The sequence below is a fragment of the Frankia sp. CcI49 genome (assembly GCF_001983215.1).
GTDB lineage: Bacteria > Actinomycetota > Actinomycetes > Frankiales > Frankiaceae > Parafrankia > Parafrankia irregularis.
This window is the reverse complement of the sequence record NZ_MOWP01000006.1, coordinates 491356-514337: the sequence shown is the minus strand read 5'-3', so window position 1 is coordinate 514337 and position 22982 is coordinate 491356. Positions and strand designations below refer to the sequence as shown.

Annotated in this window: 18 protein-coding genes and 2 riboswitches; of the genes, 15 read left to right on the top strand and 3 right to left on the bottom strand. The window is 75.0% G+C overall.

Annotation, left to right across the window (positions count from 1 at the left end):
* Nucleotide 1: 1 nt before the first annotated feature.
* Nucleotides 2-565, bottom strand: a complete 564-nt coding sequence (locus tag CcI49_RS06295; protein ID WP_076824888.1) for a TetR/AcrR family transcriptional regulator — start codon at nucleotides 563-565, stop codon at nucleotides 2-4.
* A 75-nt stretch (nucleotides 566-640) separates the two neighbouring features.
* Here CcI49_RS06295 and CcI49_RS06290 point away from each other — a divergent pair, with 75 nt between their 5' ends.
* The 7 genes from CcI49_RS06290 to CcI49_RS06260 all read left to right on the top strand — a co-directional run bounded on the left by CcI49_RS06290 (nucleotide 641) and on the right by CcI49_RS06260 (nucleotide 6704).
* Complete coding sequence (locus CcI49_RS06290) at nucleotides 641-1636, top strand: alpha/beta hydrolase (protein WP_076824886.1); 996 nt, start codon at nucleotides 641-643, stop codon at nucleotides 1634-1636.
* Nucleotides 1605-2465, top strand: coding sequence for a class I SAM-dependent methyltransferase (locus CcI49_RS06285; protein WP_076825004.1), 861 nt, complete (start codon nucleotides 1605-1607; stop codon nucleotides 2463-2465). Before CcI49_RS06290 ends, CcI49_RS06285 begins: the two co-directional genes overlap by 32 nt.
* 159 nt (nucleotides 2466-2624) lie before the next feature.
* The gene (locus CcI49_RS06280; protein WP_076825003.1) at nucleotides 2625-3062 is read left to right on the top strand and encodes a TIGR03618 family F420-dependent PPOX class oxidoreductase; all 438 of its coding nucleotides are present in this window, start codon (nucleotides 2625-2627) and stop codon (nucleotides 3060-3062) included.
* A 203-nt stretch (nucleotides 3063-3265) separates the two neighbouring features.
* Nucleotides 3266-4108, top strand: coding sequence for a methyltransferase domain-containing protein (locus CcI49_RS06275; RefSeq protein WP_076825002.1), 843 nt, complete (start codon nucleotides 3266-3268; stop codon nucleotides 4106-4108).
* 268 nt (nucleotides 4109-4376) lie between these two features.
* Nucleotides 4377-4712, top strand: a complete 336-nt coding sequence (locus CcI49_RS06270; RefSeq protein WP_076824884.1) for an STAS domain-containing protein — start codon at nucleotides 4377-4379, stop codon at nucleotides 4710-4712.
* Between the two features lie 65 nt (nucleotides 4713-4777).
* Nucleotides 4778-4930, top strand: a riboswitch (adenosylcobalamin (AdoCbl) riboswitch).
* A 107-nt stretch (nucleotides 4931-5037) separates the two neighbouring features.
* The gene (cobM, locus tag CcI49_RS06265) at nucleotides 5038-5790 is read left to right on the top strand and encodes a precorrin-4 C(11)-methyltransferase (protein ID WP_076824882.1); all 753 of its coding nucleotides are present in this window, start codon (nucleotides 5038-5040) and stop codon (nucleotides 5788-5790) included.
* Nucleotides 5778-6704 carry a precorrin-6A/cobalt-precorrin-6A reductase gene (locus CcI49_RS06260; RefSeq protein ID WP_054567764.1) on the top strand — a complete coding sequence of 309 codons (927 nt, stop codon included), beginning with the start codon at nucleotides 5778-5780 and terminating at the stop codon, nucleotides 6702-6704. Before cobM ends, CcI49_RS06260 begins: the two co-directional genes overlap by 13 nt.
* Before the next feature lie 151 nt (nucleotides 6705-6855).
* Here CcI49_RS06260 and cbiE read toward each other — a convergent pair whose 3' ends face one another.
* Complete coding sequence (cbiE, locus tag CcI49_RS06255) at nucleotides 6856-8145, bottom strand: precorrin-6y C5,15-methyltransferase (decarboxylating) subunit CbiE (RefSeq protein ID WP_076825000.1); 1290 nt, start codon at nucleotides 8143-8145, stop codon at nucleotides 6856-6858.
* A gap of 194 nt (nucleotides 8146-8339) precedes the next feature.
* A riboswitch (cobalamin riboswitch) is annotated at nucleotides 8340-8430 on the top strand.
* A gap of 114 nt (nucleotides 8431-8544) precedes the next feature.
* On the opposite strand from cbiE, the gene CcI49_RS06250 reads away from it, so the two are divergent.
* The 8 genes from CcI49_RS06250 (at nucleotide 8545) to cobJ (ending at nucleotide 22163) form a co-directional block, all read left to right on the top strand.
* Nucleotides 8545-10791: a VWA domain-containing protein gene (locus CcI49_RS06250; RefSeq protein ID WP_083749336.1), complete on the top strand. Its 2247-nt coding sequence runs from the start codon at nucleotides 8545-8547 to the stop codon at nucleotides 10789-10791.
* On the top strand, nucleotides 10791-11405 hold the full coding sequence (cobO, locus tag CcI49_RS06245) for a cob(I)yrinic acid a,c-diamide adenosyltransferase (RefSeq protein WP_054567763.1): 615 nt from the start codon (nucleotides 10791-10793) through the stop codon (nucleotides 11403-11405). Before CcI49_RS06250 ends, cobO begins: the two co-directional genes overlap by 1 nt.
* A gap of 7 nt (nucleotides 11406-11412) precedes the next feature.
* The gene (locus CcI49_RS06240; protein ID WP_076824878.1) at nucleotides 11413-12924 is read left to right on the top strand and encodes a cobyrinate a,c-diamide synthase; all 1512 of its coding nucleotides are present in this window, start codon (nucleotides 11413-11415) and stop codon (nucleotides 12922-12924) included.
* Entirely contained in the window at nucleotides 12921-14495 is a 1575-nt protein-coding gene (locus CcI49_RS06235; protein WP_054567761.1) for a cobyric acid synthase, read from the top strand. Before CcI49_RS06240 ends, CcI49_RS06235 begins: the two co-directional genes overlap by 4 nt.
* The gene (gene cobN, locus CcI49_RS06230) at nucleotides 14492-18241 is read left to right on the top strand and encodes a cobaltochelatase subunit CobN (protein ID WP_076824876.1); all 3750 of its coding nucleotides are present in this window, start codon (nucleotides 14492-14494) and stop codon (nucleotides 18239-18241) included. The genes CcI49_RS06235 and cobN overlap by 4 nt, the downstream gene beginning before the upstream one ends.
* On the top strand, nucleotides 18242-19732 hold the full coding sequence (locus tag CcI49_RS06225; protein WP_076824874.1) for a nitrite reductase: 1491 nt from the start codon (nucleotides 18242-18244) through the stop codon (nucleotides 19730-19732).
* A complete protein-coding gene (locus CcI49_RS06220; protein ID WP_054567759.1) occupies nucleotides 19732-20379 on the top strand; it encodes a precorrin-8X methylmutase in 648 nt (215 codons plus the stop codon). Before CcI49_RS06225 ends, CcI49_RS06220 begins: the two co-directional genes overlap by 1 nt.
* A 68-nt stretch (nucleotides 20380-20447) precedes the next feature.
* Complete coding sequence (cobJ, locus tag CcI49_RS06215) at nucleotides 20448-22163, top strand: precorrin-3B C(17)-methyltransferase (RefSeq protein WP_076824998.1); 1716 nt, start codon at nucleotides 20448-20450, stop codon at nucleotides 22161-22163.
* Here the strand turns inward: cobJ and cobF are convergent.
* Nucleotides 22129-22875, bottom strand: coding sequence for a precorrin-6A synthase (deacetylating) (cobF, locus tag CcI49_RS06210; RefSeq protein WP_241839922.1), 747 nt, complete (start codon nucleotides 22873-22875; stop codon nucleotides 22129-22131). The genes cobJ and cobF overlap by 35 nt on opposite strands.
* Nucleotides 22876-22982 lie beyond the last annotated feature (107 nt).

The following is a 22982-nucleotide window of genomic DNA, read 5'->3' as shown; positions in this document are numbered from 1 at the left end:
GTCAGGTTCCGCGCATCGCGGGCAGAACCATGTCGACCAGTGCGGCGACGTCGGTGTCGGCCATCGGCTCGCCGGTCATGCCCATCCGGTGCAGCAGGGTTCCGACCACGACGTCGATGAAGAACAGGACCCGGTTCTCCGGTTCGTCCAGCGCTGCCTGGATTGCGAGCCGATACGGGTCCTGCAGCCGCGTCGACAGGATCTCGCGCAGAGACGGGTCGCTGACGGCATCGCTGAAGACGCCGGCGAACGCGTCGCCCACCCCGGGCTCGCCGATCTTCGCCGCGATCCAGTGGATGGCCGAGGACATGATCTCGGCTCGGCTGGCCCCCTCCAGCGGCACCGGGCCGAACGCGTCCAGCAGGCAGTCCACGATCAGCTCACCCTTGGACGGCCAGCGCCGATAGATCGTCGTCTTGGCGATGCCGGCCGCCGCGGCGATGCGCTCCACGGTCGCGCGTGCGTAGCCGAGCTCGTGGACGGTGCTCAGCGTGGCGGTGAACACCGTGGCGTGGACGCCGGCGCGCGGGCGGCCGGGTGGTCTGGTGGATCCGGCCGATGCCATGGCCACACGATACCTTTTTCGCTACCGTAGGTTTCGATACCTTGGGTCGCGAAACTCGGTTGACGAGGAGAAGGTATGAGTGAGGTTGTGCTTACGGAGCGTCCGTCGGAGCCGGACTGGTTGACGATGACGGACGAGGAGCTGGTCGCCTACCGCGACGCGGAGAACCGCTTTCGGGCGTCCAGCGCGATACGGCCGGTCACGGGGGACCCGGACCCCGGCGCTGTGATCGACTGGCAGGAGGTGACGCTGCCCGGCCGCGGGCTCCCGGTCCGCGTCCACCAGCCGGCGGCGGACTCCGGCGAAGGCGCCGAGCTGCCGTTGGTGCTCCACGTGCACGGTGGTGGGTTCGTGGGCACCGCCGTGCAGAGCGACTGGGTCAACAGCCACCTCGCCGCCCAGCTGCCGGCGGTCGTGGTCTCCGTCGAGCACCGCCTCCTCGACCACCGAACTCCGCTGTCGGCGGCCGTCGCGGATGGCTGGGACGTGCTCCGGCAGGTGGTGCGCGACGCCGGGCCGTGGGGCATCGCCCCGGCGCGAACGGCTGTGTTCGGCGAGAGCTGCGGCGCGCTGATCAGTGCGCTGGCCGCGATCCGCGCCCGCGAGTCCGGCCTGCGGCTCACGGCACAGGTGCTGGTCAACCCCGCTGTCGACGTGACCGGGACGATGCTCGACCACGCCTCGGTCGCCGAGCACGCCGACACCCCGACTCTCGGCGTGCCGGTGCTGCGGCTGTTCCAGCGGCTCGCCGTTCCACCGGGAACCGACCCTCGCGAGCTTTCGCCGCTGCACGCCGACAGTCTGAGCGGGCTGGCCCCGGCGCTCGTGGTGGTGCCGACCCACGACCCGCTGGCCGACCACGGCCGCCGCTACGCCGAACGGCTGCAGGCGGCCGGGACGCCGACACGGCTGGCCGAGTACGCCGGAGCGGGGCACGCGTTCCTCAGCATCCCGGGTCTGGCGCCGCAGGCCGAGGCGGCGCGGGCGGAGATCCTCGAGTTCCTCCGTGCCTCGTTCGCCGGCCCGCCGCGAGCCGCCGATGCTTCGGCGCCTGATCACGAAACGCGTTGATCCCGCCGTGACGACAGAAGAGAAGATCGACGGCACGGCCCTGGACGGGGTGGCGGCCACCTGCCTGTGGACGCTGCGCAACCGGGCCGAGGAGTCGATCCACCCGGGCTCGTCGTTCGACGACCCGCTGGCGGAGCGTCTCTACCGCAGGATCGACTACGACTTCGAACGCTTCGGCAGGCCCAGCCAGAGCCATCCACTGCGCGCCCTCGCCCTGGACCTCGCCATCCGCGCGTACCTGGACCGGCACCCCGAGGCGACTGTGGTCGCCCTCGGCGAGGGCCTGCAGACCACCTACTGGCGCCTGGGGCGGCCCGGCGTCGACTGGCTGACCGTGGACCTGCCACCGGTGATCGACCTGCGCCGGCGCCTGCTGCCGCCGGAGCCACGCATGACCGCGATCCCGGTCTCGGCGCTGGACCACAGCTGGATGGACGTCCCCGATCCGGCACGCGGGGTGTTCATCTCCGCCGAGGGCCTGTTCATGTACCTGGAACGAGACCAGGTGATGTCCCTGATCACCGAGTGTGCTGCACGGTTCCCCGCCGGGCAGCTGTTCTTCGACTCGATACCCCCCGCGTTCAGCAGGCGGACGATGAAGGGCTACCGCATGTCGGACCGCTACACCGCGCCGCCCATGCCCTTCGGCCTCACGGTCTCCGCGGCCGCTCGCCTGCCCGCGCAGATCCCCGGCGTGGCCGCCGCCGAGGACCTGCAGCCACCGCCCGGCCGCAGGGCATGGCGGTCGCGAACGCTCCGGAGGATCGCGGCCCTGCCCGGCCTGCGTGATCTGCGCCCGTCAGCCACCCTGTTGACCTTCGCCGGGTGACCGCGGTCAGCTGCGCGGCGAGCCGGGTGGCGCCGGCGGGGCGGCCTGACCCGGTACAGGTGCTGCGGGCCGTGGCGCTCGCCGTCGGTCCGCCGCCCAGAGCCGTGAAACGATGCTGGGCGGGCGAGTGGACGCGCCGACAGACGGGGAGGCATGGCTGTGGCGACGATGGACGACCTGGCGGCGCTGGGCCGGGAGGAGAATGGGCTGGCGGTCGTCTCGACGTCGCGGGCCGACCAGAGCATTCAGTCGTCCGTGGTCAACGTCGGCGTCCTGCGGCATCCGCTGAGCACCACCCCTGTCGTCGGTTTCGTCACCTACGGCCGGGTCAAGCTCGCGAACCTGCGTGCCAGGCCCGCGCTGACCGTCACGGTCAGGTCGGGGTGGCGATGGGTGTYCGCCGAGGGCGAGGCGCAGCTCATCGGCCCGGACGACCCGCATCCCGACATCGACGCCGAGCGGCTCCGGTTGCTGCTGCGGGAGGTCTTCGTCGCCGCGGGCGGCACGCACGACGACTGGGCCACGTATGACCAGGTGATGGCCGAGCAACGGAGAACCGCCGTTTTCCTGGTGCCCCGGCGGGTCTACAGCAACTAGTGGTGCGTCTGCCCCGGTAGTTCGATGGATTTTTGGTCGTTGGAGGGTTTGGTGAGTCGCAAGAGTGAACGATTTCGGTCGTTCCGACGACCAGAATCCTTCTTTCTTGCGGGTCGCCAGGAAACCCTTCGCCCCCGTTTGTCTCTCTTGATCGGGCTCTGGCTACAGCCCACGCTACCGTCGAGGGTGTGCTGAACGAGCAGATGCGGCTGACCTGGGGCGACAACGCCTCCGGCTGGGTCGCGAACGAGGCGCTCTTCGACGCCCTGTTCGCGCCGGTGACCGCGGCGATCAGCCGTGCGGCGGCAGTCCGGCCCGGGCAGCGGCTGCTGGACGTCGGCTGCGGCTCCGGCACGTTGCTCGCGGCCGGGGCCGGCGCGGGAGCGAGCGTGGTCGGGGTCGACATCTCGCCGGGCATGGCCGAGGCGGCGCGGCGCAGGGTTCCCGTGGCCACCGTCGTCGTGGGGGACGCGCAGGTTCTCGACCTGGGCGGGGAAGCGCCCGGCCCGCCGTTCGACCTGGTCGTCTCCCGCTTCGGGGTGATGTTCTTCGAGGACCCGACGGCGGCGTTCGCGAACATCCGCCGGGTTGTGGCCCCGCATGGCCGGCTGGTCTTCGCCTGCTGGCGCGGCCGGGAGGAGAACCCGATGTTCTCGCTCGGCTCCAGCGTGCTCGCCGGGCGGCTGGTCCCGCCACCGGCGGACCCGGCGCCTGGCGAGCCTGGCCCGACCGCGTTGGCCGACGCGGACCGGCTGGCGGGCGTCCTGGGTGCGGCGGGCTGGTCCGGCATCGTTATCAACGCGCTCGACTTCGAATGCGACTACGGGGCCGATGGCACCGACGGGGTCGAGGAACGGCTGGCGACCATCCTGAGCACCTCCACCGGCCGGTCGGCCCGGCAGCAGTTGCAGCCGGCCCTGGGCCCGCAGGGCTGGTCGGCGCTGCTCGACGAGGTGCGGGCGGAGCTGCGTCGGCATCTCGTGCGGGGAGCCGTCCGTTTTCCCGCCGCGACCTGGCTGGTCACCGCGACGAACCCGGCTGGCTGACAACTCCGGTCGGGTGACCGGCCCCGGTTCGTTCCGGGGGCCACGCCGCGAAGGTGGGTCGGTGAAGGCCGCAAACCCGAAGCGTTGCTGTTACGGATGGTAACTGGCTGTGTTTGTGTCAGGTTGACTCAGGGGACTATTGCCCTGTGTGCCCGGACGAATTCTCCGGGTTGGGCGCTGGGGCGGGGTGGGCATGGGGCGCAGGGTGCTGCGCTTTCCGCGGCAGCCGTCCTGGTGAAACACCTTCCGGAAGGAGCACCTGATTCTCATGAAGATCGACCGTCGCGAGCAGAACGGTGTCACCATCCTCGACCTGGGCGGGAAGATCGTCCTAGGGATGGGAGCGGAGCAGCTCCGCTGGGCCGTCCGTGAGGAGATGGAGAACGGCACCCGCAATCTGCTGCTGAACTGCGCCAGCGTCACCACCGTCGACAGCAGCGGCATCGGCGAGCTCGTCAGCTCCTACACGGMCACGCAGCATCGCGGCGGCCACCTCAAGCTGCTGAAGCCACCTCCCAAGTTCCAGGACCTGCTCCACATCACCCAGCTGATCACCATCTTCGAGGTCTACGACGACGAGAAGGAGGCCGTCGGCAGCTTCTGAGCCCGGCCCGGGCGGGGGAGACGTCGGCCGCCGGAGCGGGTGTTGACGCCCGATCCGGTACGGACCTACGGTGGGGCCTCGTGACGGCGTAAGGAAGCCGGTGGAAGTCCGGCACGGTTGCGCCACTGTGAGCCCGCGAAACGCCGCGGGTGAGTCAGATACTTCGCCGTCATGATGCCCATCCGTCCGCGGGGACGCACAATCCCCGAAGGAGGCTCCGGTGACCACCGTTGCGCGACTTCACTTCTCCCGTCCCTGAGCACGCCGTGATGACTTTCCGGCTGGCCGTGGCACGGTCCTCCAAGCCTTTCTAGGGAGCGACGCGATCACCGTTCATTTCATCGGCGCCGGCCCCGGTGCCGCGGACCTGCTCACCCTGCGCGGCCGGGACCTGATCGCGGCCTCCCCGGTCTGCCTCTACGCGGGCAGCCTGGTCGACCCGGCCGTGCTGGCGCACTGCCCGCCGGGCGCCCGGATCGTCGACACCGCTCCACTGACCCTCGACGAGATCGTCGGTCATCTCGTCGAGGCCGACACCGCCGGCCAGGACGTCGCCCGGCTCTGCAGCGGTGACCCGTCGGTGTTCAGCGCCGTCGCCGAGCAGATGCGCCGGCTGGAGGCGGCGGGCGTCCGTTACGACGTGTGCCCCGGGGTGCCCGCGTACGCGGCGGCGGCAGCGGAGCTGGGCCGAGAGCTGACCGTGCCGGGCGTGGYGCAGAGCGTCGTCCTGACCCGGACCAGCGAGAACGCCTCCGCGATGCCGGCCGCGGAGACGCTGGCGGCCTTGGGCGCCGCCCGGGCGACGATGGTCATCCACCTGTCCATCCAGCGGATCGAGGCGGTCGTCGAGGAGCTGCTGCCGGTCTACGGCGCCGCCACCCCGGTAGCGGTGGTCGCCTGGGCCTCACGCCCGGACCAGGTCGTGCTGCGCGGCCGGCTCGACACCATCGCCGCCGCCGTGCGCGCCGCCGGGATCGGCCGGGCGGCGGTCATCGTCGTCGGCGACGCGCTCGCCGCGACGGGCTTCCGTGACAGCCACCTGTACTCGGCGGAACGGGACCGTGCGTGCGTATCCTGATCCTCGGTGGCACCCGGGAGGCACGTGACCTCGCCGCCGCGCTCGTCGCCGAGCAGGGCATGGACGTCGTCTCGTCGCTCGCGGGGCGGGTGCGCGATCCGGCGCTGCCCGCCGGCGAGACCGTGATCGGCGGCTTCGGTGGAGTCGGCGGCCTGCGCGTTTTCCTGCGGGACCGGGCGATCGACGTCGTCGTCGACGCCACGCATCCGTTCGCGGCGAGGATGTCCGCGCACGCCGTCGCCGCCTGCGCGGCCCCCTCGCCCGCATCGGACGAGGCGGGCGGCACGCACGCGGGCAGCACGCATTCGAGCGGTGCGCATTCGAGCGGTGCGCATTCAGGTGGTGCGCATTCAGGCGGCGCGTGGGCGGGCGGCGCCGGTTCCGCGGTGCCGCTGCTCCGGCTGGCACGGCCCGGCTGGCAGGCCAGGCCCGGTGACGACTGGCGTCGCGTCGGCGACCTGGCGGCGGCCGCCGACCGGGCCCGGGAGCTCTGCCCGCCGGGCGGCGCCGTGTTCGTCACCACCGGTCGCCGCGAGCTCGCGCCGTTCGCCGCGGACCCGGACCGGCACTATCTGATCAGGGCCGTGGACCCGCCGACGGACACGCTGCCATCGCGGCACACCGTGCTGCTCGACCGCGGTCCCTACACCGTCGAAGGAGAGACCCGACTGCTGCGCGAGCACGACATCCGGGTGCTGGTCACGAAGGACAGCGGCGGCACGCTGACCGTCGCCAAGCTGGACGCGGCCCGCACGGTCGGCGTGCCGGTCGTCATGGTCGACCGCCCGGCGGCCGCGGGCCCGGCGCCACGGACTTGGCCGGACGCCGCCGGCATCCTGACCGCTCTGCGGGAGCTGGCCGCTGGCCATACTGCCGAGTCGCCGCCAAATAGCGGAAGTAGTCGTCGCCAATAGGTGCAAATGGGGCGCAGGGCCATCTGGCAATATGCAAGAAGTGAGAATTTCGGTCGTTCCAGTAACGAAATCCTCACTTCTTGCTGGGGATCAGTGGCATCAGTGGAAGCCCGAAGCTCGGGGTTCCGCGACGGGTCTGGCGTGCCAGTGATCACCTGGAATCGGTTGGGGCGGTGTGGACCCACTGGGTGACCGGGAGCGCCGAGCGGAAGGCGGTGAACGAGCCGACCGGCTCGGCGTGGGAGATCGCGATCCGGCGCAGCCGGCCGCCGGCCCGCCGATGCCAGTCGACGAGCACGGCCTCCGTCTCGATCGTGACCGCGTTGACGACGAGGCGCCCGCCCGGCGGCAGCGCCGCCAGGCAGGCGTCGATGACTCCGGGGATGCTCGCGCCGCCGCCGACGAACACGGCGTCCGGCGTCGGCAGACCGGCGAGCACGTCCGGTGCGCGACCTTCGACGAGCCGTAGCCGTCCGGCTGCGGCCCCGCTTCCGGCCCTGGCCCCGGCCGCGGCGGGCATGGCGGCGGGGCCGGCGGGGCCGGCGGGCGATGCGACGACGCCGGCGAGGCGTTCGGCGTTCGCCCGGACGTGGGCGGCGCGATCCGCCCGCGGCTCGATGGCGACGACCCGGCAGCGGCGGTCGGCACGCAGCCATTCGGTGGTGATGCCGCCGCTGCCGGCGCCGACGTCCCAGAGCAGCTCACCGGGCGCCGGGGCGAGCGCGGCCAGCGTGATCGCCCGCACCTCCTGCTTGGTGAGCACGCCGTCGGTGGTGAACGTCTCGTCGGGCAGGCCCGGCACCTGGCCGGCGCCGGCCCGACGCTCGCCGGGCGCGCAGCGGACCGCGACGATGGCGAGCCGGTCATGCCGTGGCAGGGCGGCCGGCCCGGCCTGGTGGACATGGACGCGTTCGTGCGGACCGCCGAGGCGTTCCAACACGGTGAGCTCGGCCGCGAGGTTACGTTCGGTGACCAGTCGGTGCACCCGGTCGGCTCCGTCCTCGTCGCCGGTGAGGACCAGCACCCGGGCGTCGGCCCGCAGCTCGGGGCCGATCGCGGCGTAGGGCCGGCCGAGGGTGCTGACGACGGTGACCTCCTCGACCGGCCAACCGAGCCGGGCGCAGGCCAGGGAGATCGACGACGGCGCGGGCAGCACCCGCACCCGGCTCGGGCCGAGCGCCCGGGTGAGGGTGCCGCCGACGCCGTAGTGCATCGGGTCGCCGCTGGCGAGCACGACGAGGCGGCGTCCGGCATGGGTGTCGGGCAGGGCCGCGGCCGCGGCGGCGAGGTCGCGGGGCCAGGCCTCGGTCGCGCGCACCCGGCCGGCGACGAGGGCGAGCTGGCGGGCACCGCCGAGAACGACATCCGCTCCGGCCAGGGCTTCGCGAGCCGCGTCGGCGAGGCCGTCCCAGCCGTCCTCGCCGATTCCGACGACGGTCACGCCGAAGGCGCCGGCCCGGGCGGTCGCGTGTTCCGCCGCGGGCGGTTCGGGCGATGAGGGGCTGCCTGGCACGGGGTGATTGTGCCGGGGCCGGGGCCGGGGCGTCACCTGGATGGCGGCGGCCGGATCGCGGGTGTTGTTAGTCACTGTTCGCGGGGCGCCCTCCCATGGCACGATTCCTGCCAGGCGAAACGAGGGGAACTCCGGTGCGGCGCGCGGCGCCAAGGCCGGGGCGGTCCCGCCACTGTGAGCCGCGACCAGCTGGCGCGGTGAGCCAGAACACCTCGGCCGCCCGCCCGTGAACAGCAGTTCCTGGGCCCGTGCTAGCGGCAGGCGTGGATATCTGCCGGTGCGAGGTGGTGGCCCGTGCCCCCTTTTCCCTTCACCGCGATCGTCGGTATGGACGATCTGCGCCTCGCGCTGATCCTCAACGCGGTCTCGCCCGAGGTGGGTGGCGTGCTCGTCCGCGGGGGGAAGGGCACGGCCAAGTCGACGGCGGTGCGTGCGCTCGCCGCGGTTCTCCCGCCGGTGGACGTGGTGGCCGACTGCCGGTTCTCCTGCGATCCGGGCCGCCCGGCCGAGGACTGCCCCGACGGCCCGCACCCCGCGAGCCCGGGGCAGCGGGTCCCTCCGGCGCGGCGCCGGCCGACCCGGCTGTGTGAGCTTCCCGTCGGGGCGACCGAGGACCGCCTGGTCGGCTCGCTCGACCTCGGGCGGGCACTGACCGCGGGTGTCGTCGCGTTCGAGCCGGGGCTGCTCGCCGCCGCGCACCGCGGCGTGCTCTACGTCGACGAGGTCAACCTGCTGCACGACCATCTCGTCGACCTGCTGCTCGACGCGGCGGCGCTCGGTGTCGCCCATGTCGAGCGGGACGCGGTGTCGGTCCGGCACGCGGCCCGGTTCCTCCTGGTCGGGACGATGAACCCGGAGGAGGGCGAGCTGCGACCGCAGCTGCTCGACCGGTTCGGCCTGACCGTGCAGGTCGCGGCCCCACGGGAGGCTACGGCGCGGGCGGAGGTGGTCCGCCGCCGGCTGGCCTTCGACGCCGCGCCGGACGCGTTCGCGGCCGGCTACGCCGAGGCACAGCGGGCGCTGTCGGCACGGATCGCCGCTGCCCGGGCGGCGTTGCCCGCCGTGCGGCTGCCCGATCGGGAACTGGTCCGGATCGCCGCCGTCTGCGCGGCGTTCGAGGTGGACGGGCTGCGGGCCGACCTGGTGACCGCCCGGGCCGCGGTGGCGCACGCGGCCTGGGAGGGACGCACCGAGGTCACCGAGGCGGACGTCCGGATCGCGGCGGCGCTCGCGCTGCCGCACCGCCGCCGCCGCAACCCGTTCGACGAGCCCGGTCTCGACCCCGGCCAGCTCGACGCCGCGCTGGACGCCGCCCGGGAGCAGACCGCCGAGGAGCCGGGCGGCGAGCACCGCGCCGACGACCCGGCCCATGACGCGAATCCGGACTCTGCCGCCGCCGCCGGCGGCCCGCCCGGCCCGCCCGGCGAGCGGGATGAGTCGCCCCCCGGGCCGGACGGGTCTGATGGGTCGGACGGGCCGGACGGTCCCGGTGGCGGCGCTTCCGCCGGCGCGGCGGATCGCGACACACCGGTCGGGGACGACGCGTCCGACCGGCCAACCCACGACGCCCCGCCGGCCACCGCCGCGCCCGCCCCCGCGGGCGCGAGCGGGGGCGCGGCACCCTCCCGGGTGGTCGCCCCGGCGGAGACGTTCCGTGCCCAGCGGCTCGAGGTGCCCGGCGTCGGCCGGGGCGTCCCCGGCCGGCGGTCCCGCGCGGTCACCGGCGCGGGCGCGGTCGTCGGCGCCGACGTGCCCGCCGGCCGGCCGCGGGACCTGCACGTCGTCGCGACGATGCTGGCCGCGGCACCGCATCAGGCGGCCCGGGGGCGGGGTGGCCCCGGGCTGGCGCTGCGGGCGGCCGACCTGAGGCAGGCGCGCCGCGAGGGCCGGGAGGGAAACCTCGTCCTGTTCGTCGTCGACGCCTCCGGTTCGATGGCGGCGCGGGCGCGGATGGGGGCGGTGAAGGCGGCGGTGCTCTCGCTGCTCCTCGACGCCTACCAGCGCCGCGACAAGATCGGGCTGGTCACCTTCCGGGGCGAGGCCGCCGAGCTGGCGCTGCCGCCCACATCGTCGGTCGACGTCGCGGCGGCGCGGCTCGCGGACCTGCCGGCGGGTGGGCGCACCCCGCTCGCCGACGGCCTGCTGCTCGCGCACCGCACCCTCGCCCGGGAGCGCCTGCGCGACCCGAGCCGCCGGCCGCTGCTCGTCGTGCTGACCGACGGCCGGCACACCGCCGGGCCCGCGCCGGGTCCGGCGGCCGAGCTGCTCGCCCGCGGCGGGGTCGCGGCGGTGGTCGTCGACTGTGAGACGGGCCGGGTCCGGCTCGGACTCGCGGGCACTCTCGCCGGCATGCTGGGCGCCCCGCTGCTCGGCCTCGCCGAGCTGGCTGCCCCCGGCTCCGCACCGGGCCTCGCTCCCGGGGCGGCGCCGGGGGCCACAACCCGGGCCACAGCCGGCTCCCGGGCCGCGCGAGCCGACGGGCGACGAGGCCACGGGGCCAGTCCAGGCCTGGACAGCGCCGCGGTCGGAGCCGGGCTCGCGGCCACCGTCCGTGCGCTGAGGGACGTCGCCTGATGGCGCCGCAGGGGCAGGTGACGAGCGTCCCCGACGACGGTCTGACGACGCGGCAGCGGCGTAACCGCCCGTTGGTGATCGTCCACACGGGTGAGATGAAGGGGAAGTCGACGGCCGCCTTCGGGCTGGCGCTGCGCGGCTGGAACCAGGGCTGGCCGATCGGCGTGTTCCAGTTCGTCAAGAGCGCCCGGTGGAAGGTGGGCGAGGAGAACGCGCTGCGGGCGCTCGGCCGGGTGCACGAGCAGACCGGGGAGGGCGCGCCGGTCGACTGGTTCAAGATGGGCTCCGGCTGGTCGTGGACCCAGCGCGGGCCGCTCGACGACCACGCGGCGGCCGCCGCCGAGGGCTGGGAGCGGATCAAGGCCGACCTCGCCGCGCAGACCTACGGGCTGCTGGTGCTCGACGAGTTCACCTACGTGATCGAGTGGGGCTGGGTCGACGTCGAGGACGTCGTGGCGACCCTCGCCGCGCGCCCCGGGTTCCAGCACGTCGTCATCACCGGCCGCCGCGCGCACCCGCGGCTGGTGGCCGCCGCGGACCTGGTCGTCGAGATGACCAAGGTGAAGCATCCGATGGACGCCGGGCAGAAGGGCCAGCGGGGGATCGAATGGTGAGCGGGCCATGAGAGTTCCGCGGATCGTGCTGGCCGCGCCGGCCAGCGGCGCCGGCAAGACGTCGATCGTCACCGGCCTGCTCGCCGCGCTGCGGGCGCGCGGGCTCGCCGTCTCGCCGCACAAGGTCGGCCCGGACTACATCGACCCGGGCTACCACGCGCTGGCCGCCGGCCGGCCGGGGCGCAACCTGGACCCGTGGCTCGTCGGCGAGGAACGGATCGGCCCACTGTTCCTGCACGCCGCACTCACCCCGCGACGAGCCGACATCGCCGTCATCGAGGGCGTCATGGGCCTGTTCGACGGGCACGCGACCCGTCCCGGGTTCGGTTCGACGGCGCACGTCGCCACGCTGCTCGCGGCGCCTGTCGTGCTGGTCGTCGACGCACGGGCGGCCGGCCGGTCCGTCGCCGCGACCGTGCACGGGTTCCGCGCCTTCGACCCCCGGGTGCGGATCGGCGGCGTCGTGCTCAACCAGGTCGGCTCCGCACGGCACGCCGAGATCCTGCGCGCGGCGATGGCCGAGATCGCCATGCCGGTGCTCGGCGTGGTCCGCCGGCGGGCCAGCCTGGCGACCCCGTCGCGTCATCTGGGCCTCGTACCGGCCGCCGAGCGAGCCGGTGCGGCCCGGGACGTCGTGGCCGAGCTCGGTGCGGTCGCCGCCGAGGACCTCGACCTCGACGCGCTGCTCGCGCTCGCCGCGACGGCACCCGACCTCCCCGCCGAGCCCTGGGATCCGCGGGCCGCCGTCGCCGGCGCTGGCGACGGCACTGGGCCTGGCGACGGCACTGGGCCTGGCGACGGCACTGGGCCTGGCGACGGCACTGGGCCTGGCGACTGCGCGATCGGCGGCACCGGCGCGATCGCCGCCGGGCCGCGTCCGGTGGTCGCGGTCGCCGGTGGTCCGGCCTTCACGTTCGGCTACACCGAACTACCCGAGCTACTGACCGCCGCCGGCGCCGACGTCGCCCCCTTCGATCCCACCGTGGACGAGGCGCTGCCGGGCGGGACGTCGGCGCTGGTCATCGGCGGCGGGTTCCCGCAGGTCCACGCCGGTGCGCTCACCGCGAACGCCGCTCTGCGAGCCGCGGTGCGGGCGTTCGCGGCAACCGGCGCGCCGGTCGCCGCCGAGTGCGCCGGGCTCCTCTATCTCAGCAGTGCCCTCGACGGGGCGCCGATGTGCGGGGTGCTCGGCGAGGTGGCGGCGGCGATGACCCCCCGGCTCACCCTGGGCTACCGGGAAGCGGCCGCGGCCACCGACTCGGTGCTCGCGCCGCGGGGCACGGTCGTGCGCGGGCACGAGTTCCACCGCACGGCCACCATCCCGCCGGCCGGTGGCGGCACGGTACGGGACTCGGCCCCGGCCTGGCGCTGGCGCGACGCGGCGGGCGCCGAGCTCGTGGAGGGCTTCGTCCGCGGCGGGGTCCACGCCTCCTACCTGCACACCCACTGGGCCGGGATGCCCGCCGCCGCGACCCGGTTCGTCGCCGCCGCCCGCCAGGCCCGGGCGGTCGCGGCATGACCGGCGGCGCGGGGCAGATGGGCAGGACTGGCGACGCGCTGCTGGTCGCCGGGACCACCTCGGACGCCGGCAAGTCGGTGCTGACCGCCGGCATCTGCCGGTTCCTCGCCCGCCAGGGCGTGCGCGTGGCGCCGTTCAAGGCCCAGAACATGTCGCTGAACTCGTGGGTGACCGCCGACGGCGCGGAGATCGGCCGCGCCCAGGTCATGCAGGCCGCCGCCGCGGGCATCGAACCGGAGGCGGCGATGAACCCGGTGCTGCTCAAGCCGGGTGCCGGGCACCGCAGCCAGGTCGTGCTACGCGGCCGGCCGGTCGCCGAGACCGGCGCGCTCGGCTACCGGGAGCTCAAGGGCCGGCTGCTCACCGAGGTGCTCGCCAGCCTGGCCGACCTGCGGTCCCGCTTCGACGTGGTGGTGTGCGAGGGCGCCGGCAGCCCGGCGGAGATCAACCTGCGGGCGAACGACATCGCGAACATGGGCCTGGCCAGGGCCGCCGGCCTGCCGACGATCATCGTCGGCGACATCGACCGCGGCGGCGTGTTCGCCGCGATGTACGGCACCCTCGCCCTGCTGGAGCCCGCGGACCAGGCGCTGGTCGCCGGGTTCGTCGTGAACAAGTTCCGCGGCGAGCGGGCGCTGCTCGAGCCGGGCCTGGACATGCTGCGGGGGCTCACCGGCCGGCCCGTGCTCGGCGTGCTGCCCTGGCAGGACGGGCTCGACCTGGACGTGGAGGACTCGCTCGGCCTGCCCGCGCCGGGCGAGACCAGGGGAGACCCGGCCGGGCCGCTGCGGGTGGCGGCGGTGCGGCTGCCGTACCTGAGCAACTTCACCGATCTGGACGCACTCGCCGCCGAGCCCGGTGTCGCGGTGCGCTACGCCGACCGGCCCGAGGACCTCGACGCCGCCGACCTCGTGGTGCTGCCCGGGACCCGGTCGACGGTGGCCGACCTGGGCTGGCTGCGCCGGCGCGGGCTGCACGACGCGCTGGCCCGCCGGGCGGCGTCCGGGCGTCCGGTGCTCGGCGTCTGCGGTGGCTACCAGATGCTCGCCGAGACGATCGTCGACGAGGTGGAAAGCCGCGCGGGAGCGGTCGACGGCCTCGGTCTGCTGCCGGTCACGGTCCGGTTCGCCGCGGGCAAGACCCTCGGCCGGCCGGTCGGGGTGGCCTACGGCCAGCCGGTGCGCGGCTACGAGATCCACCACGGGGTGGCGACGGTGCACGGCGGCGAGCCGTTCCTCGACGGCTGCCGGGCCGGCGCGGTCTGGGGCACCACCTGGCACGGCGCGTTCGAGAACGACGGGTTCCGCCGGGCGTTCCTCGCCGATGTCGCCGCCCGGACCGGCTCGCCCTGGCGGCCCCGCGGCGAGATCTCGTTCGCCGCCGTCCGGGAGCGCCGCCTGGACGCCCTCGGCGATCTCGTCGCCGACCATCTCGACACCGGCGCGCTGCGGGCACTGCTCGCCGGCGGTCCGCCGGCGGGCCTTCCGTTCCTCCCGCCCGGTGCGCCGCCGGCCGCCGGCTCCGCCGAACATCTGTCGTCGTCCCGGCCAACCCTGGGGAGCCGTCCGTGATCCTGTTGCTGTCGACGTCCGACACGGACCTGTCGTGCGCGCGTGCCAGCGGGGAGGACTATCGGCTGGCGAACCCGACCCGCCTCGACGACTCCGAGCTGCCGGCGCTGCTCGACGGCGCCGACCTCGTGTTGCTGCGCCTGCTCGGCGGCCGTCGGGCCTGGCCCGAGGGGCTCGACGTCGTCCTCGCCAGTGGCCTGCCGGTCGTGGTCCTCAGCGGCGAGCAGGTGCCCGACGCGGAGCTGATGGAGCTGTCGTCGGTGCCCGCGGGGGCCGCGGCGCAGGCACACGCCTACCTCGCCCACGGCGGCCAGCACAACCTGCGCCAGCTCGCCCGCTTCCTCTCCGACACGATCCTGCTGACCGGCCACGGGTTCGACCCGCCGCTGCCGACCCCGCCGTGGGGCGTGCGGCCGCGGCCCGGCCGGGCCGCCGAGCCCACCGCCGAGCCGGCCGCCGAGCGGCCGACGGTGGCGATCCTCTACTACCGGGCACACGAGCTGGCCGGGAACACCGCCTTCGTGGACGCGCTCGCCGACGCCGTCGAGGCCGCGGGCGGGCGGGCGGTGCCGGTGTTCTGCGCGTCCCTGCGCGCCGCCGACCGCGGGCTGCTGGACGTGCTCGGTGAGGCGGACGTGCTGGTGACGACCGTGCTGGCGGCCGGCGGGGCGGCGTCCGGCGCGAACCCGGCCGAGGTCGGCGCGGGCGGGCGCGACGAGGACTGGGACATCGGGGCGCTGGCCGCGCTCGACGTGCCGATCCTGCAGGCGCTGGCCGTCACGTCGCCGCGGGCCCAGTGGGAGGGCAGCGACGACGGCCTGTCGCCGCTGGACACGGCGACCCAGGTGGCGATCCCCGAGTTCGACGGCCGGATCATCACCGTCCCGTTCTCCTTCAAGGAGATCGACGCCGACGGCCTGACCCACTACGTCCCCGACGCGGAGCGGGCGGCGCGGGTCGCCGGGCTCGCGGTGCGCCACGCGCGGCTGCGCCACATCCCGAACGCGCAGAAGCGGATCGCGCTGGTGCTGTCGGCCTACCCGACGAAACACGCCCGGATAGGAAACGCCGTCGGTCTGGACACCCCGGCCAGCGTGCTCGCGCTGCTGGGCGCGCTGCGCGACGCCGGCTACGACGTCGGCCCGGCCGACGGGCCCGGCGCGCTGCCCGGCCTCGCGGCCGGGGACGGGGACGCCCTCATCCACGGGCTGATCGCCGCCGGCGGGCAGGACGAGGACTGGCTGACCGCCGAGCAGCTCGCCGGCAACCCGGTCCGCGTGTCCGCCGCGACCTACCGGGCCTGGTTCGCCACGCTGCCCGCCGGCCTGCGCGCCGAGATCGAGGAGAACTGGGGCCCGGCGCCCGGCGACCTGTTCGTCGACCGCTCGGCCGACCCGGACGGCGAGATCGTCCTCGCCACCCTGACCGCCGGCAACATCGTCATCCTCATCCAGCCACCGCGCGGGTTCGGCCAGAACCCCATCGCGATCTACCACGACCCAGGCCTGCCGCCGAGCCACCACTACCTCGCGGCCTACCACTGGCTGCGCAGCGGCCCCGCCGGCCCCGACGGCACTGGTGGCGCCGGGTTCGGCGCGCACGCCGTGGTCCACGTCGGCAAGCACGGCAACCTCGAGTGGCTGCCGGGCAAGGCCGCCGCGCTGTCCGCGGGCTGTGCACCGGACGCAGCCCTCGGCGACCTGCCGCTGGTCTACCCGTTCCTCGTCAACGACCCCGGCGAGGGCACCCAGGCCAAACGGCGGGCACACGCCACGATCATCGACCATCTCGTCCCCCCGATGGCCCGCGCCGACAGCTACGGCGACATCGCCCGCCTCGAACGGCTGCTCGACGAGCACGCGCAGATCGCCGCGATGGACCCGGCGAAGCTCCCCGCGATCCGTGCCCAGATCTGGACGCTGATCGAGGCGGCGAAGCTCGACCACGACCTGGGCCTGGCCGACCGGCCGCACGACGCCGAGTTCGACGAGTTCCTCCTGCACGTCGACGGCTGGCTCTGCGAGATCAAGGACGCGCAGATCCGCGACGGCCTGCATGTCCTCGGTGCGGCGCCGACCGGCGAGGCCCGGGTGAACCTGGTGCTCTCGATGCTGCGCGCCCGCCAGCTGTGGGGCGGTGCCGTCGCCCTGCCCGGGCTGCGCCAGGCCCTCGGCCTGGGCACCGACGACGGGACGGTCCGGACCGACGCGGTGGAGGCGGTCGCCCGCACGCTGGTCAGCGCACTGGAGGAGCGTGCCTGGGACCCGGCGGCCGTGACCGAGGTCGTCGGCACGGTGCTCGACGCACCGGCCGAGCCGGCCCTGCGTGACGCACCGGCCGAGCCGGCCGAGCCGGCCGCGCTCGACGCGCCGGCCACGGCCCGGGACGTCGACCGTGCCGCGGTGGTCGACGTGCTGACGTTCGCCGCCACCGAGATCGTGCCCAGGCTCGCCCGGACGACCGACGAGCTCGACCGGACGCTGCACGCGCTCGCCGGCGGCTACATCCCCGCCGGCCCGAGTGGCTCGCCGCTGCGTGGCCTCGTCAACGTCCTGCCGACCGGGCGCAACTTCTACGCCGTCGACCCGCGGGCCGTGCCCAGCCCGCTGGCCTGGGAGACCGGGCGGGCGATGGCCGACTCGCTGCTCGAACGCCACCTGGCCGACACCGGCGAGTATCCCCGCTCGGTCGGCCTGTCGGCCTGGGGGACCTCGGCGATGCGAACGTCCGGCGACGACATCGCCGAGATCCTCGCCCTGCTCGGCGTCGCCCCGCTGTGGGACGAGGCCTCGCGGCGGGTGCGTGGCCTGGAACCGATTCCGCTCGCCGAGCTCGGCCGCCCCCGCATCGACGTCACCGTGCGGATCTCCGGGTTCTTCCGGGACGCGTTCCCGCACGTCGTCGACCTGCTCGACGACGCCGTCCGGCTGGTGGCCGACCTGGACGAGGATCCGGAGCACAACTACGTGCGGGCCCACACCGACGCCGACACATCCGTCCACGGCGACCGGCGCCGGGCCACCACCAGGGTCTTCGGCTCGAAGCCGGGTGCGTACGGGGCCGGGCTGCTGCCGCTCGTCGACGCCGGCACCTGGCACGACGACGCCGACCTCGCCGAGGTCTACGCCGCCTGGGGCGGCTACGCCTACGGCCGCGGCCTCGACGGCCGCCCGGCCCGTGACGACCTGGAGGCGGCGTACCGGCGGATCAGCGTCGCGGTCAAGAACACCGACAGCCTCGAACACGACATCGCCGACTCCGACGACTACTTCCAGTACCACGGCGGGATGATCGCGGCGGTCCGGGCGCTGACCGGCCGCAGCCCGCGCGCCTACATCGGGGACTCCACCAGGCCCGACGACGTGCGCACCCGCACCCTCGGCGAGGAGATGGCCCGGGTCGTCCGGGCCCGGGTCGTCAACCCGCGCTGGATCGCCGCGATGCGCCGCCACGGCTACAAGGGCGCCTTCGAGCTCGCCGCCACGGTCGACTACCTGTTCGGCTACGACGCGACGGCCGGTGTGGTGGCCGACTGGATGTACGAGGCCGTGACCGCGGCCTACGTCCTCGACGACGAGAACCAGAAGTTCCTCTCCGACGCCAACCCCTGGGCGCTGCACGGCATCGCCGAACGGCTCCTGGAGGCCGTCGACCGCGGGCTGTGGTCCGAGCCGCAGCCGGCGACCCTGGACGCGCTGCGCGAGGTCTACCTGCGCGCCGAGGGCGACCTCGAAGGACGGTCCTAGATGCCCGCCGCGTCCACCCCGCGGGCCCGTCAGCCCGAACTGGCCCCACAGGCCCGGCCCGCACAGTCCGTTCGGCCCGCACAGTCCGTCCGACCTGCACAGGCCGTCCGGCCAGCACAGCCCGTTCGGCCGGGCCGGGCCGACCGCTGCCCGGGCGCACTGGTCCTGCACGAGGCGGCGGACGGAGGGCTCGCCCGGATCCGGCTGCCCGGCGGCTTCGTCGACGGCGAGGTGCTGCTCGCGCTCGCCGTGCTCGCCGGGTCGTTCGGCGAGCACGGCGCCGTCGAGCTGACCTCACGGGGCAACGTCCAGCTGCGCGGCGTTCCCGCCGGCCGCCGGGCCGAGCTCGCGGAGCGGGTCGCCGGGCTGGGGCTGCTGCCCTCGGCCACCCACGAGCGGGTCCGCAACATCGTCGCCGCGCCCTTCGCCGGCCTGACCGGCCAGGACCCTGGCCTCGAGGACCCGAGGCCTGAGGGGCCGAGGCCCGAGGACCCGAGGCTCCAGGAGCTCGTGCGCACGCTCGACCAGGCACTGTGCGCGGACCCGGAGCTCGCCGGCCTGTCTGGCCGGTTCCTGTTCGGCCTGGACGACGCGTCCGGTGACATCGCGGCCCTCGCCCCGGACGCGTGGGCGGCCCCCACCGCCCGCGGACGCTGGTGGGTCGGCCCGGCCGGGGTGGAGGTCGAGCGCGCCGCCGTGGTCCCGGAGCTGCTCGGGGCCGCGCGGGCGTTCCTGCGCACCGCCGCGGACGTTGTCGGCGACGGCCATCCGGTCTGGCGGGTCCGGGACCTGCCCGACGGCGGCCGGGAGCTCGCCGCCGCGCTGCGGGCCGGCCGCCCGCAGGCCCCCCGGCCGACTCCTGGCCCCGCCCCAGCCCGGACAGTTCGACCCGGCGGAACGTCGCCCGGTGGTGCCTGGCCCGTCGGCGCCAGTCCCGCCGGTGCATTGCCTGGCCGATCCTGGCCCGGTGGAGCCTGGCACGGCGGTGTCTGGCGGCGTCCCGACGGCCTCCACGCCGCCGCGGTCCACGTGCCGCTCGGCCAGCTGACCCGTCCGCAGGCGGACGTCCTCGCGGCCGAGGCCGCGGCGACGGGTGAGGCGCTGCGTGTCACGCCGTGGCGGTCGGTCGTCCTGCCCCGCCTCAGCGGCGTCGGCCCGGACCGCTTCACCGGCGCCGCGGGGCGCGTCGGCCTCGTCACCGACCCCGGCTCGCCGTGGACGCGGGTCACCACCTGCGCCGGCCGCCCCGGCTGCGCGAGCGCGCTCGCGGACGTACGCTCCGACGCCGCCCGGGCGGTCGACGCGGGCCGGCTCATCCCCCTCGGCGCCGCGGCGCCGCCCGGACTGCCCACAGCTGCTGGACCGCGGGCGCACTGGAGTGGCTGCGCGCGCCGCTGTGGCCAGCCCGCCTCCCGGCACCTGGCCGTCGTCGCCGGCCCCGCCGGCTACCTCGTCCACGACACCGGCACCGAACCGAAGGAATGCCCGTGATGCCGACCGGCACTGATTCCCGGTACCACTACGAGCGCGACGGGGCGGCCATCTACCGGCAGTCGTTCGCCACCATCCGCGCCGAAGCCGACCTCGCACACCTGGCGGCCGACCTGGAGCACGTCGTCGTCCGCATGATCCACGCCTGTGGCATGGTCGACCTGCCCGCCGACGTCGAGGCCAGCCCGGATGTCGTCGGTGCGGCCCGGGCGGCACTGCGCGCCGGCGCGCCGGTGCTGTGCGACGCGCAGATGGTCGCCAGCGGCATCACCCGCCGGCGGCTTCCCGCTGGAAACGAGATCGTCTGCGCGCTCGGTGACGAACGGGTCCCGGACCTGGCCGCCCGGCTCGGGACCACCCGGTCCGCCGCCGCGCTCGAGCTGTGGCGCGACCGGCTCGCCGGCGCCGTCGTCGCCGTGGGGAACGCCCCGACCGCCCTGTTCCACCTGCTCGAGATGATCGGCGCCGGCGCGCCCCGGCCGGCGGCAGTCCTGGGCCTGCCCGTCGGTTTCGTCGGCGCGGCCGAGTCCAAGCAGGCGCTCGCGGACAACCCGTTCGGCCTCGCCTACCTCGTCGTCCACGGTCGCCGCGGCGGCAGCGCGATGACGGTGGCCGCCGTCAACGCGATCGCCTCGGAGGAACTGTGAATCCCGCACCCGGCGGCCCCGCGGCCACCGGCCCCGCGACCGCCGGCCCCGCGACGGCGGGCCCCGCCGTGCCCGCCGGCACCCTCTACGGCGTCGGCGTCGGCCCGGGAGACCCGGAGCTCGTCACGGTCAAAGCCGCCCGCCTGATCGGCCAGGCGCAGGTCGTGGCGTATCACGCGGCCCGGCCCGGCCGGTCGCTGGCCCGCGCGAGCGCGGCCCCCTACCTGCCGGCCGGCGCGGTCGAGGAGGAGCTCGTCTACCCGGTCACCCGTGGGGGCACCGTCCATCCCGGCGGCTACCAGGGCGCGATCGACGAGTTCTACGAGCAGTCCGCGGCCCGGCTCGCCCGGCACCTGGCCGCGGGCCGGGACGTCGTGCTGCTCGCCGAGGGCGACCCGACGCTTTACAGCTCCTTCACCCACATGCAGCGCCGGCTCACTCCGCGGTTTGGGTGTGTGGTCGTCCCCGGGGTGACGTCGGTGTCCGCCACCGCCGCCGCCGCGGGCGTCGCGCTGGCCACCGGCGACGAGACCCTCACCGTCGTGCCCGCGACGATGCCCGCCGACCGGCTGCGTGACCTGGCCGCCGCCGGGGACGGCCTCGCCCTGATGAAGGTCCGTGCCGACCTCGACGGCGTGCGCCGGAGCCTCACCGAGGCCGGTCGGCTCGACGGCGCGCTGCTGGTCAGCCGCGCCAGCCGGGATGGCGAGCGCGTCATGGCGCTGCGTGACCTGGCGGCAGTCGAGGACGTCCCGTACATGTCGATGGTTCTCGTACCGGCGAACCAGGCCGACCAGCCGTGCCGCCGCGCCGAGGCCGCGCAGGCCAGGCCGAGCGCTGCCGGCAACGAGCAGAGCGCCACCTGCGCTGTGGCGAGCGCTGCCCGTGCCGAGCCGACGCTCGTCACGGTCGCCGAGCCCGGCGGTGTCACTGTGGCCGAGCCCGGTGGTGCCACCGTCGCCGCGCCCGGCGGTGTCACCGTCGTCGGGCTCGGCCCCGCCGGCGCGGACTGGCTCACCCCCGAGACGGCCCGTGCCCTGGCGGAGGCCGACGACCTCGTCGGCTACCAGACGTACCTGCGGCGCGTCGCCGTCCGGCCGGGCCAGCGCCGCCACCCGAGCGACAACCGGGTCGAGGCGGAACGCGCGGCCTTCGCCCTCGACCTCGCGCGGCGCGGGGCGCGCGTCGTGGTCGTCTCCTCCGGCGACCCGGGGGTGTTCGCCATGGCGTCGGCGGTTCTGGAGGTCCGCGCCGACGACTACCGGGACGTGCCCGTACGCGTGCTGCCCGGCGTGACGGCGGCGAACGCCGTCGCCGCCCGGGCCGGCGCACCGCTCGGTCACGACTACTGCGTGCTGTCCCTGTCCGACCAGCTCAAGCCCTGGCCGCTGGTGCTGCGCCGGCTGCGCGCCGCCGCCACGGCCGACCTGGTGCTCGCGCTCTACAACCCCGGGTCGCAGACCCGCCGGGCGCACGTCGACGAGGTCCGCGCCACCCTGTCACAGTGCCGGGACGCCGACACTCCCGTCGTCGTCGGCCGTGCGGTCGGGGACGCCGGCGAGAGCATCGAGGTGATCCGGCTCGCGGATCTGAGCGCCGACCACGTCGACATGCGCACCCTGCTCATCATCGGCTCGTCGCGGACCCGCCGGGACGCCGACACCGGCCTGGTCTTCACCCCACGCCACCACGACGGCCACCTGCCGGCACCCGCTCCAGACCCAGACCCAGCCCCGGGGCCGGCTCCGGTCAAGGYCGTCGTCGGAGCAGATAGACGTCCATGATCCAGCCCTTGCGGGCCCGGGCGGCCTGCTTCATCGCCGCGATCTCGTCCCCGACCTCGGCGAGCGGGCCGGCGATCGCGATCTCGTCGGGCCCGCCCAGGTAGGCACCCCAATAGATGTCCCACTGGTCGGCGTCGGGGATGTCCCGCCAGGCCGCCGCGCCGTCGAGCAGCACGACGACCGAGTCCTGGCCCGCCACCTCGGCGGTGAGCCGCCGGCCGGTGGTGAGGTGAACCGCCCCGCCGATGCTGTTCAGCGCGATCCGGTGCCGGGCGGCCAGCGCCTGCACACTGGAGATGCCGGGGATCACCGTCACGTCGACGTCCACCAGCCCGCGCGAGCGGACGTCGTCGAGGATCCGCAGCGAGCTGTCGTAGAGCGCCGGGTCGCCCCACACCAGGAACGCGCCCCGGTCGCCGTCGGCGAGCTCCGCCAGCAGCGCCTGCGCCCACACCTCGGCGCGGGCGGCATGCCAGCGGCGCACCTCCGCCGCGTAGTCGTCGGGCGCCCGGTCGCGTTCCGGCTCGGCCAGCTCGACGAGACGCAGGCCGGGCCGGGCATACCGGGCGCAGATCTCGCCCCGCAGCGCGTTGAGGTCGGCCTTCGCGGCACCCTTGTCGACCGTGAACAGGACGTCCACACCGGCCAGCGCCCGACCGGCCTCGTAGGTGAGCGACTCCGGGTCGCCGACGCCCATTCCGATCAGCAGCACCGACCGCCGGGGCACCGCGACCGGGACATCGGGAGCGCGCCCACCTGGGCCAACAGCAATCGACACCTGGCGACGATATCGCCGGGGCCGCACCCGGCGGTAGCAGC

What these genes read in the sequence shown, in the direction of transcription:
- CcI49_RS06240 (WP_076824878.1), top strand. Translation starts at nt 11,413, where the DNA reads ATGAGAGTTCCGCGGATCGTGCTGGCCGCGCCGGCCAGCGGCGCCGGC.
- cobO (WP_054567763.1), top strand. Translation starts at nt 10,791, where the DNA reads ATGGCGCCGCAGGGGCAGGTGACGAGCGTCCCCGACGACGGTCTGACG.
- CcI49_RS06220 (WP_054567759.1), top strand. Translation starts at nt 19,732, where the DNA reads ATGCCGACCGGCACTGATTCCCGGTACCACTACGAGCGCGACGGGGCG.
- CcI49_RS06225 (WP_076824874.1), top strand. Translation starts at nt 18,242, where the DNA reads ATGCCCGCCGCGTCCACCCCGCGGGCCCGTCAGCCCGAACTGGCCCCA.
- CcI49_RS06250 (WP_083749336.1), top strand. Translation starts at nt 8,545, where the DNA reads ATGGACGATCTGCGCCTCGCGCTGATCCTCAACGCGGTCTCGCCCGAG.
- CcI49_RS06275 (WP_076825002.1), top strand. Translation starts at nt 3,266, where the DNA reads ATGCGGCTGACCTGGGGCGACAACGCCTCCGGCTGGGTCGCGAACGAG.
- CcI49_RS06290 (WP_076824886.1), top strand. Translation starts at nt 641, where the DNA reads ATGAGTGAGGTTGTGCTTACGGAGCGTCCGTCGGAGCCGGACTGGTTG.
- CcI49_RS06295 (WP_076824888.1), bottom strand. Translation starts at nt 565, where the DNA reads ATGGCATCGGCCGGATCCACCAGACCACCCGGCCGCCCGCGCGCCGGC.
- CcI49_RS06235 (WP_054567761.1), top strand. Translation starts at nt 12,921, where the DNA reads ATGACCGGCGGCGCGGGGCAGATGGGCAGGACTGGCGACGCGCTGCTG.
- CcI49_RS06285 (WP_076825004.1), top strand. Translation starts at nt 1,605, where the DNA reads ATGCTTCGGCGCCTGATCACGAAACGCGTTGATCCCGCCGTGACGACA.